Origin of the sequence: Accumulibacter sp., from assembly GCF_029255125.1 — a bacterium.
Classification (GTDB): Bacteria; Pseudomonadota; Gammaproteobacteria; order Burkholderiales; family Rhodocyclaceae; genus Accumulibacter.
The window spans coordinates 39,285-48,838 of record NZ_JAPUVR010000079.1; the positions used below are offsets into that span (position 1 = coordinate 39,285).

Sequence of the window (9,554 nt, forward strand, 5' to 3'; positions counted from 1 at the left end):
ATTTATGAACTAACTATGCCGTGGTCAGACCGCCGCTGCGCCGCCGACGATTTCCGAAAGCTCTTTCGTGATCGATGCCTGGCGCGCCTTGTTGTACACCAGCTTGAGTTCGCTGATCACGTTCTTCGCGTTGTCCGAGGCCGATTTCATCGCCACCATGCGCGCACTTTGCTCGGACGCCATGTTTTCAGCCACCGCCTGGTAGATCATCGCTTCGACATAACGCACCAGAAGATCGTCAATGACGGCCTGCGCGTCGGGCTCGTAAAGGTAGTCCCAGCGGTTGCCTTCGCCGCCGACCAGGTCGCCCGACAGGGGCAAGACCTGGTAGAGCGTCGGCTCCTGCTTCATCGTATTGATGAACCGCGTGAACGCCATGTAGAGGACATCGATCTCGCCGCGCACATAGGCGTCGAGCTGTACCTTGACCGGTCCGATCAGCTTTTCGAGGTGCGGCGTATCGCCCAGACCGACCAGATGCGAAACGACGTTGGCACCCGCTCGCTGCATGAAGCCCAAACCTTTGTTGCCGATCGCCGTTACATTGAGCTTCTTGCCTTCGGCGTCCCACTCGCGCATCTTGGCCAGCGCCAAGCGCAGCACGTTGGTGTTCAGGCCACCGCACAGGCCCTTGTCGGAGGTCACCGTGATCAAGCCGACCGTCTTGATCACCGGGCGGACGGTAAGGAAGGGGTGACGGTAGTCGGTCAGGGCGTGCGACAGATTTCCGGCTACCTGCCGGATCTTTTCGCCGTAGGGTCGGGCCGCTCGCATGCGATCCTGCGCCTTGCGCATTTTCGAGGCGGCGACCATTTCCATCGCCTTGGTGATCTTGCGCGTACTCTCGACGCTCTTGATCTTGTTGCGGATTTCCTTGCCGCTAGGCATGGCAATCTCCTCGATCGATCAGGCCAGCGTGGCCTTGAACTCCTCGATCGCCTTGGTGAGCTTTTGCTCAGCGTCAGCGTCAAGATCCTTGGACGTTTCGATCTTCGCGATCAGGTCGGCGTGTTTCTGCTTGATGTAGCCGTGCATCTGCTTCTCGATGGCGAGTGCCTTGCGCACGTCGAGATCGTCGAAATAGCCTTTGTTGACCGCGTGCAGCGTGATCGCCATCTCAGAAATCGACAGCGGCGAGTACTGCGGCTGCTTCATCAGTTCGGTCACCAGGCGCCCGCGGTCGAGCTGCTTGCGGGTTGCTTCGTCGAGGTCGGAAGCGAACTGGGCGAAGGCAGCGAGTTCGCGGAACTGCGCCAGCGCCAAGCGCACGCCACCACCAAGCTTCTTGATGACCTTGGTCTGCGCCGCACCACCCACGCGCGAAACCGAGATACCGGCGTCGATGGCCGGGCGAACACCTGCATTGAAGAGGTCGGTGTCAAGGAAGATCTGGCCGTCGGTAATCGAAATGACGTTCGTCGGAACGAAGGCAGAGACGTCGCCCGCCTGCGTCTCGATGACCGGCAGCGCAGTGAGCGAACCGGTCTTGCCTTTGACTTCGCCGTTGGTGAACTTCTCGACCCATTCGGCGGAAACTCGGGCAGCACGTTCGAGCAGACGCGAATGCAAATAGAACACGTCCCCCGGATACGCTTCGCGCCCCGGCGGACGGCGCAGGAGCAGCGAGACTTGGCGGTAGGCCCACGCCTGCTTGGTCAGGTCGTCATAGATGATCAGCGCATCCTGCCCACGGTCGCGGAAGTATTCGCCCATCGTGCAACCCGAATAGGGCGCGATGTACTGCAGCGCAGCCGATTCGGATGAGGTCGCGGCAACCACGATCGTATAGGCCATCGCGCCGTTCTCTTCGAGCCTGCGTACGACGTTGGCAACCGTAGATGCCTTCTGACCGACGGCGACATAGATGCAGATCAGGTTCTGGCCCTTCTGGTTGATGATCGTGTCGACCGCAACGGCCGTCTTGCCGGTCTGCCGGTCGCCGATGATCAGTTCGCGCTGGCCGCGCCCGATCGGCACCATCGCGTCGATCGACTTCAGGCCGGTCTGCACCGGCTGCGCAACCGACTTGCGCCAGATGACCCCCGGCGCGACTTTCTCGATCTTGTCGGTGAGTTTGTTGTTGACTGGGCCCTTGCCGTCGATTGGCTGGCCCAGCGAGTTGACCACCCGGCCGAGCAGTTCCGGACCAACGGGGACTTCCAGGATGCGACCGGTCGTCTTTACCGTGTCGCCTTCGCTGATCTCGTCATACTCACCGAGTACGACTGCGCCCACCGAGTCGCGGTCGAGGTTCAGGGCCATGCCGAAGGTATTGCCCGGAAATTCGAGCATTTCGCCTTGCATGACGTCGGTCAGGCCATAGATGCGGCAGATCCCGTCAGTCACCGAAACGACGGTCCCCTGGGTGCGCAAATCGGAACTGATCGTCAGATTGTCGATCTTGCTCTTGATCAGTTCGCTGATTTCGGAAGGATTCAACTGCATGGAATTTCTCCTAGTTCTTGAGCGCCAAGCTCAGGCTCTCCAGTTTTCCGCGTACGGAGGTATCGAGAACCTGGTCGCCGACCACAATCTTGACGCCGCCGATCAGCGATTGATCGACGACCACTTCGGCTGTCAGCCGGGTCTTGAAGCGCGTTTCCAGATCCGCGATCAACGCCTTGCGCTGCCCCTCGTCGAGCGGGAACGCACTATAGATCGTCGCTTCCTTGACGCCTTCCTGGGTCGCCTTGAGGGCCTCGAAAAGGCCCGCGATTTCGGGTAAGGCCGAGAGCCGCTCGTTGGCGGCGAGCACGTCGATCAGATTGGCTTCACTACTTCCCAGCGCCTGACCAATCAGCGACTTGAAGAGCGCACTCTTCTGCACGGCCGACAGTTCGGGATTACCGATGCACGAGCGCATCCGTTCGTCCCGGGCAATCGAGGAAAGGAGCGAAAGCCGCTCGGACCAAACCCCCAGCGCGTTGTTTTCCTGCGCGACGCGGAATACCGCCTCGGCGTAGGGGCGCGCGATGGTGACGAGTTCAGCCATGGTGTCAGAGTTCCTGCTTGAGCGCGACCAGCATCTGGGCATGCGCCTTGGCGTCGACTTCGCGCTTCAGGATGCGCTCGGCACCGGCCACGGCGAGATCGGCGACGCGATTGCGCAGCTCAGCCTTGGCGTGCTCCGCCTGTTGAGCGATCTCGGCTTTCGCGGCAGCAACCACCTTGTCGGCTTCGATCTTGGCTGCCCCTTTCGCCTCTTCGATCATCTGTGCGGCGCGCCTTTCGGCCGCGCCAACGATCTCTGCCGCCTTCGCTTTTGCTTCGCGCAGTGCGTCGGCAGATTTCTTCCCAGCCAGTTCCAGATCGTGCTTACCACGTTCGCCGGCAGCCAGCCCTTCGGCGATCAGCTTCTGGCGATCGGCGATCGCTTTCTGCACCGGCGGCCAGACGTATTTCATCGTGATCCAGATGAAGACGCCGAACCAGATCGCCTCGCCAAGCAACGTTGCGTTGATGTTCACGCTAACCTCCTGTTACAAGAGTTGAAGCGAAGGAAGAAGCGATCAACCGGCCTTGACAACGGCGATGAAGGGGTTGGCAAAGAGCATGAAGAGCGCGATACCGACGCCGATCATCGTCACCGCGTCGAGCAGACCGGCGACGATGAACATCTTGACCTGCAGCGTCGGGATCATTTCTGGCTGACGGGCAGCACCTTCCAGGAAGCGGCCACCGAGGAGACCAAAACCGATAGCGGTACCGAGTGCACCCGCACCGATCAAAATAGCAACGGCGATGGCGGTGTTACCAAGCAATGTGGACAGGGCTTCCATTAGTTTCTCCTAATAAAACATGCTAAATGGGTTAAACAAGGACAACGTGAACCAAACTGGTGACCGGATGGCGCAATCAGCCGTGCGACTCGCTGGCCATCGACAGATAGACGATGGTCAACATCATGAACACGAACGCCTGCAGGGTGATGATCAGGATGTGGAAAAGAGCCCACGGCAAAGCCAGCGGCAACTGCCACAAACCCATCAGCGCGATGAGAATGAAGACCATTTCGCCGGCGTACATGTTGCCGAACAGACGCAGCGAGAGCGAGATCGGCTTGGCGATGTCTTCAATGATCCGGAAAAGAAGGTTCAGCGGGGCGAGTTTGGCGCCGAAGGGTACGGTGAAGACTTCATGCAGGAAGCCGCCGACACCCTTCACCTTGACGTTCATCACCATCATGACGACAAACACGGTCAGCGCGGCAGCGAACGTGAGGTTGGGATCGGTCGTCGGCACTGCCTTGAAGTAATGCACGCCGGCAAAACCAAGGAGGAGCGGCAGGAAATCGACCGGGATCAGGTCCATCGCGTTCATCAGGAAAATCCAGACGAAGATCGTGATGGCCATCGGCGTGACCAGCGGGCTCTTGCCGTGATAGGTATCCTTGACCTGCTGGTCGACGAAGGAGAGGACCATTTCGACCGTCGCCTGCAATTTCCCGGGAACCCCGGAAGTCGCCCTGGCGGCAAGCTTGGCCATGCCGACAAAGGCCAGCAGCCCGAGCAGCCCCGAGACAATCAGCGTATCGAGGTGAAACGTCCAGAAGCCGTGCCCGACTGTCAGATTGGTCAGGTGGTGGACAATATACTCACTGGTCGTCAGCGCTCCGCCCGAAGCCATAATTTCCCCCTGTTCGCCTAGCGCTGCCGCAGCAGCGCGATCCAATAAACAACGATTGTCGCTGCATACGCGAGGAAGAAGGGCAAGGGGACCAGCGCGGCATAAGCAGTGAACACCAGGGAAAAGAGCAGCAGCGTGACGGCGAACTTGTAACCTTCGCCCAGCACCTGTGCGTTGAGTGCCCTTCTCGCGTCGACAGCCACCCTCGCTGAGCGTAATGCCCGCCAGGCGTAGGCCAGTGCACTTGCGATTGCGATGCCGCCACCCAGCACAGCAGACACAGCTGCGTTCATCCCCAGAGTAAGTCCCGCCACCAACCCAGCGAGCAACGTTACCAGCAACTGGCTGCGCAAAACCCAACGAACTTGAGGATGCACGGCCAGTTCCTCCAAAACGTTAGCAGCATAACAGACTCGCATAGCGGACGCAAACCGCACATGCAAAAAAGTTTCGATTCCTTGTTGTAGCGCGCCTTTCAGGCACTCCGGACGAGCTTGCGACAAGCCGATATGGTGCGACGCGTCAAGCGCGCAGACGCTGCATGATTCCCTCAAGCTGATCGAGGTCGGCGAACTCGATGAGCAGCTTGCCGGCCCCCCGCCGGTTGGCGCGAATGGCGACCTGAGCACCGAGCAGGTCGGACAGTTCCTCCTGCAGGCGCAGCACGTCGCGGTCCGGCTTGCTCGGCGCCGCCTCTTTCGGCGGGCGTAGCGCATACTGCACGAGACGCTCGGTCTCGCGTACCGACAAACCCTTGAGCACGACGCGTTGCGCCAATTGCACCTGCAAGGCACCGGCGAGCGGCAGCAGCGCACGCGCATGGCCCATGTCGAGTTCGCCGGCCATCAGCAATTCCTGCACCGGCGGCGCCAACTGGAGCAGGCGCAACAGGTTGGAAGCGGCCGGACGAGAGCGCCCGACGGCGTCCGCCGCCTCCTGATGAGTCATCGAGAATTCGTCAATCAGGCGCTGCAGGCCGAGCGCCTCTTCCAGCGGGTTGAGGTCCTCGCGCTGGATGTTCTCGATCAGCGCCATGGCCAGCGCCGCTTCGTCCGGGATGTCGCGGATCAGCGTGGACACCTCGCTCAGACCGGCCATCTGCGCCGCCCGCCAGCGGCGTTCGCCGGCGATGATCTCGTAGCGATCCTCGTTCAGCGGACGAACGAGAATCGGTTGCATCAGGCCCTGCACGCGAATCGAGGCGGCCAGCTCTTCGAGCGAGTTGGCGTCCATGCGGGTGCGTGGCTGGTATTTGCCGGGCTGGATGCTGTCTACCGGCAGCGTTCGCTGCTGCTCCCTGTTCTGCGCCTCGTTGCCGGCGAGCAGGGCGTCGAGACCACGCCCCAGACCCTTCAGTTTCATGCCTCAGCTCCTGATTGCTGCCGCTGGTCGGTCGCCACCGGGCGGTTCGCCGAGCGCCGTTCGAGGATCTCCTGCGCCAGCAGCAGATACGCCTGGGCGCCCTTCGAAGCGCGATCGAAAGCGATCGCCGGCTTGCCGTACGACGGCGCCTCAGCCAGTCGCACGTTGCGCGGAATGATCGACCGATAGACCTTGCTTCCAAAATGCCCTTCCAGTTCGCGCGACACCTGCTGGGTCAAGGTCGAACGCGGATCGAACATCGTGCGCAGCAGCCCCTCGATTTCAAGCACCGGGTTCAGATTGGCACGAATCCTCTTGAGCGTTGCGACCAGGTCGGTCAAGCCTTCCAAAGCGTAGTACTCGCACTGCATCGGAATCATCACCGTATCGGCTGCGACCAGCCCATTCACTGTCAGCATGTTGAGCGCCGGCGGACAGTCGAGGAGAATGTAGTCGTATTCGCTGCGAACCGCGCCGAGAGCATCGCGCAGGCGATACTCGCGCTGCTTGAGCTCGATCAGATCGACTTCCGCACCTGCCAAGTCGCGATTCGCCGGCAGCACGGTGAAAGCGAATGCCGTCTGCACGCGCGTTTCCGCCACGGTCGAGCGGCCAATCAGGACTTGATAGACGGTCGGCATGGCCGCTCGCTTGCCGACGCCGCAACCGGTGGTCGCGTTACCCTGCGGGTCAAGATCGACGAGCAGCACGCGCTGGCCCAATTCGGCCAGGCAGGCGGACAGGTTGACCGCGGTCGTCGTCTTGCCGACGCCGCCCTTCTGGTTGGTTACCGCAAGAATCTTCGTCAAATTACCTCTCCCCCTCTTGCCCGGCGCGCCGACTGGCCAGCACGACCAGGTGCCGCTCGCCAGCAACGCCCGGGACGACCAGGCGATGGACCGCCTCGACGTGCACGTCGGCCGCCAAATGCGCCATTTCCTCAGTCGGCCGCACGCCCTTCATCGCCAGCCAACGGCCGCCATCGGCCAGCAGGTGATGCGAGGCAGTGACGAATTCGGCGAGCGTCGAAAAAGCACGTGCGGTAATCGTGGTGAAACCGGCTGCCGGCCGGTAGTCCTCGACACGGCCGCAGTGTACGGCAATATTGGTCAAATCCAGCTCGATTGCCGCCTGTTTCAGGAACGCCGCCTTCTTCGCGCTGGCGTCGAGCAGCACTGCGCGCAGATCCGGCCGGAAGATCGCCAACGGCAAGCCAGGCATGCCGCCGCCGCTGCCTACATCGAGCAGCGTCGGCCCGACCAGGTGCGGCAGGATGGCGAGCGAATCGAGCAGATGCTGACTGATCGCCGGCGCCACCTGATGCACCGCGGTCAGGCGGTACGTCCGGTTCCACTTGGCGAGCAGATCAAGGTAGGCGAGCAGCTTCGCTGCGACCCCGGGCGCCGGTTCGAGACCGAGCCGCGCCAGGCCGTTCGCGAGTTGCTCGGCTGGCTGCATCAGGCCGCACCGCCGGCGCGCTGACGCGCGCGTTCGCCCTCGCCGCGCTTGAGATGCACGAGCAGGATGGCAACCGCTGCCGGCGTCACTCCCTGAATGCGCGAGGCCTGCCCCAAGGTCTGCGGCCGCTGCGTCGCGAGCTTCTGCTGCACCTCGCGCGACAGACCGCTGATCGCGGCAAAGTCGAAGTCGTCGGGAAAAAGCGCGTCTTCATGCGCCAGCGCCTTCGCCACTTCGCTCTGCTGGCGCTCGATGTAACCCTGGTACTTGGCCTGAATCTCGACCTGCTCGATCACCGCCTCGCTCAGCCCGAGCTCGCCCGGGCACACGCCGATGAGTTGCGCGTACCCCACCTCCGGCCGCCGGAGCAGGTCGTACAGGCAGTACTCACGTTCCAGCGGCTTGCCGAAAAGCCTCACCGCGTCCGCCTCGACCAGGCTGCGCGGCGACAGCCAGGTCGACTTCAGCCGTTCCTGCGCCCGCGCGATCGCCTCCTGTTTCTCACTGAACGCCTGCCAGCGCTGGTCATCGACCAGACCCAGGCGGCGCCCGACGCCGGTCAGCCGCGCGTCCGCGTTGTCCTCGCGCAGCGAAAGGCGATACTCGGCGCGGCTGGTGAACATCCGGTACGGCTCCGACACGCCGCGCGTGATCAGATCGTCGACGAGAACGCCGAGATAAGCCTCGTCGCGCCGCGGCGTCCACGCTTCCTCCTCACGGACCAGGCGCGCCGCGTTCGTCCCGGCAAGCAGTCCCTGCGCCGCTGCCTCCTCGTAGCCGGTCGTACCGTTGATCTGCCCGGCGAAGAAGAGCCCGCCGATCACCTTCGTCTCGAGCGAAGCCTTCAAGCCGCGCGGATCGAAGTAGTCGTACTCAATGGCATAGCCCGGACGCAGAATATGACAATTGCCGAGACCGTCGATCGAGCGCACGATCGCCAGTTGCACATCGAAGGGCAGGCTCGTCGAAATCCCGTTGGGATAGATCTCGTGGGTCGTCAGCCCCTCCGGTTCGAGGAAGATCTGGTGGCTGTCCTTGCCCGCGAAGCGGTGGATCTTGTCCTCGATCGAAGGGCAGTAGCGCGGCCCGACGCCTTCGATGACCCCGGTATACATCGGCGAGCGATCGAGGTTGGCGCGAATGATGTCGTGCGTCTGCCGATTCGTGCTGGTGATCCAGCACGGCACCTGGCGTGGATGTCGGCCGGCATCGCCGAGAAAAGAAAACACCGGCAGCGGATCGTCCGAATGCTGCTCGGCGAGGCGCGCAAAGTCGATCGTCCTGCCGTCCAGGCGTGGCGGCGTGCCGGTCTTCAGCCGACCGACCGGCAACTGCAATTCGCGCAGGCGCGCCGCCAGCGAAACCGCCGGCGGATCGCCCATCCGCCCGCCCGTGTAGTTCGCCAACCCGACGTGGATCAGCCCGTTGAGGAAGGTCCCGGCGGTGAGGACGACCGCCCGCGCCGAAAAGCGGATGCCGAGTTGGGTGACCACCCCGGCCACCTGATCACCGTCGAGAATCAGGTCGTCGCAGGCCTGGGCAAAAATCGTCAGCCTGGCCTCTTCCTCAAGCCGGCGACGAATCGCCTGCCGATAGAGAACGCGGTCGGCCTGCGCGCGCGTCGCTCGCACCGCCGGCCCCTTGCTCGAATTGAGCATGCGGAACTGAATCCCCGCCTCGTCGCAGGCCGCCGCCATCGCGCCGCCCAGAGCATCGATCTCCTTCACCAGATGCCCTTTGCCGATGCCGCCGATCGACGGATTGCAGCTCATCGCGCCGAGCGTCTCCAGATTGTGCGTCAAGAGCAGCGTCTTGCTCCCGATGCGCGCCGCAGCCAGCGCCGCCTCGGTACCGGCATGCCCGCCACCGACCACGATGACATCGAAACGCTCTGGAAAAAGCATCATTGGCGCAGTCTCTTGCGGCGAAGGAAGCAGCGAAAAAGCCAGTGATTCTACGTCAGTTCGCGGCACGGGGACAGGCCAGGGTGCAATCGAAAGTGCGACTGGCGCCGGGGTGGTCGGCATTGGCCTTCGGCACTAGACAAATGAGCGGAGGTGAGGTAAATAGCGATGGGTGACTTTAACCTGGAGCGAAACCCATGGCAG

General features: G+C 62.5%; 11 protein-coding genes. All 11 read right to left on the reverse strand.

The features are described 5' to 3' along the window. Positions 1–24: 24 nt before the first annotated feature. On the reverse strand, positions 25–888 hold the full coding sequence (gene atpG / locus Q1L59_RS04550) for a F0F1 ATP synthase subunit gamma (RefSeq protein ID WP_300328659.1): 864 nt from the start codon (positions 886–888) through the stop codon (positions 25–27). Between the two features lie 18 nt (positions 889–906). Beyond that, positions 907–2,445: a F0F1 ATP synthase subunit alpha gene (atpA, locus tag Q1L59_RS04555; protein ID WP_300328661.1), complete on the reverse strand. Its 1,539-nt coding sequence runs from the start codon at positions 2,443–2,445 to the stop codon at positions 907–909. A 10-nt stretch (positions 2,446–2,455) separates the two neighbouring features. Next, positions 2,456–2,992 carry a F0F1 ATP synthase subunit delta gene (locus Q1L59_RS04560; RefSeq protein ID WP_300328664.1) on the reverse strand — a complete coding sequence of 179 codons (537 nt, stop codon included), beginning with the start codon at positions 2,990–2,992 and terminating at the stop codon, positions 2,456–2,458. Positions 2,993–2,996: 4 nt separating this feature from the next. Then, positions 2,997–3,467 (reverse strand): F0F1 ATP synthase subunit B, encoded by a 471-nt coding sequence (locus tag Q1L59_RS04565; RefSeq protein ID WP_300328667.1) that lies wholly within the window; start codon positions 3,465–3,467, stop codon positions 2,997–2,999. A 42-nt stretch (positions 3,468–3,509) separates the two neighbouring features. Beyond that, positions 3,510–3,770, reverse strand: a complete 261-nt coding sequence (atpE, locus tag Q1L59_RS04570; protein ID WP_300328686.1) for a F0F1 ATP synthase subunit C — start codon at positions 3,768–3,770, stop codon at positions 3,510–3,512. Between the two features lie 85 nt (positions 3,771–3,855). Next, positions 3,856–4,629 carry a F0F1 ATP synthase subunit A gene (gene atpB, locus Q1L59_RS04575; protein WP_300328688.1) on the reverse strand — a complete coding sequence of 258 codons (774 nt, stop codon included), beginning with the start codon at positions 4,627–4,629 and terminating at the stop codon, positions 3,856–3,858. A 14-nt stretch (positions 4,630–4,643) separates the two neighbouring features. Continuing rightward, on the reverse strand, positions 4,644–5,129 hold the full coding sequence (locus Q1L59_RS04580) for an ATP synthase subunit I (protein WP_300328670.1): 486 nt from the start codon (positions 5,127–5,129) through the stop codon (positions 4,644–4,646). A 19-nt stretch (positions 5,130–5,148) separates the two neighbouring features. Next, entirely contained in the window at positions 5,149–5,988 is an 840-nt protein-coding gene (locus Q1L59_RS04585) for a ParB/RepB/Spo0J family partition protein (RefSeq protein WP_300328673.1), read from the reverse strand. After that, the gene (locus Q1L59_RS04590) at positions 5,985–6,797 is read right to left on the reverse strand and encodes an AAA family ATPase (RefSeq protein WP_300328677.1); all 813 of its coding nucleotides are present in this window, start codon (positions 6,795–6,797) and stop codon (positions 5,985–5,987) included. The genes Q1L59_RS04585 and Q1L59_RS04590 overlap by 4 nt, the downstream gene beginning before the upstream one ends. A gap of 1 nt (position 6,798) precedes the next feature. Then, positions 6,799–7,446 (reverse strand): 16S rRNA (guanine(527)-N(7))-methyltransferase RsmG, encoded by a 648-nt coding sequence (gene rsmG / locus Q1L59_RS04595; protein WP_300328680.1) that lies wholly within the window; start codon positions 7,444–7,446, stop codon positions 6,799–6,801. Continuing rightward, a complete protein-coding gene (gene mnmG, locus Q1L59_RS04600) occupies positions 7,446–9,350 on the reverse strand; it encodes a tRNA uridine-5-carboxymethylaminomethyl(34) synthesis enzyme MnmG (protein ID WP_300328691.1) in 1,905 nt (634 codons plus the stop codon). Before mnmG ends, rsmG begins: the two co-directional genes overlap by 1 nt. Positions 9,351–9,554 lie beyond the last annotated feature (204 nt).

Bases quoted from the DNA above. Each gene is read 5' to 3' on its own strand.
- atpG (WP_300328659.1), bottom strand. From the start codon at position 888: ATGCCTAGCGGCAAGGAAATCCGCAACAAGATCAAGAGCGTCGAGAGT.
- atpA (WP_300328661.1), bottom strand. From the start codon at position 2,445: ATGCAGTTGAATCCTTCCGAAATCAGCGAACTGATCAAGAGCAAGATC.
- Q1L59_RS04560 (WP_300328664.1), bottom strand. From the start codon at position 2,992: ATGGCTGAACTCGTCACCATCGCGCGCCCCTACGCCGAGGCGGTATTC.
- Q1L59_RS04585 (WP_300328673.1), bottom strand. From the start codon at position 5,988: ATGAAACTGAAGGGTCTGGGGCGTGGTCTCGACGCCCTGCTCGCCGGC.
- rsmG (WP_300328680.1), bottom strand. From the start codon at position 7,446: ATGCAGCCAGCCGAGCAACTCGCGAACGGCCTGGCGCGGCTCGGTCTC.
- mnmG (WP_300328691.1), bottom strand. From the start codon at position 9,350: ATGCTTTTTCCAGAGCGTTTCGATGTCATCGTGGTCGGTGGCGGGCAT.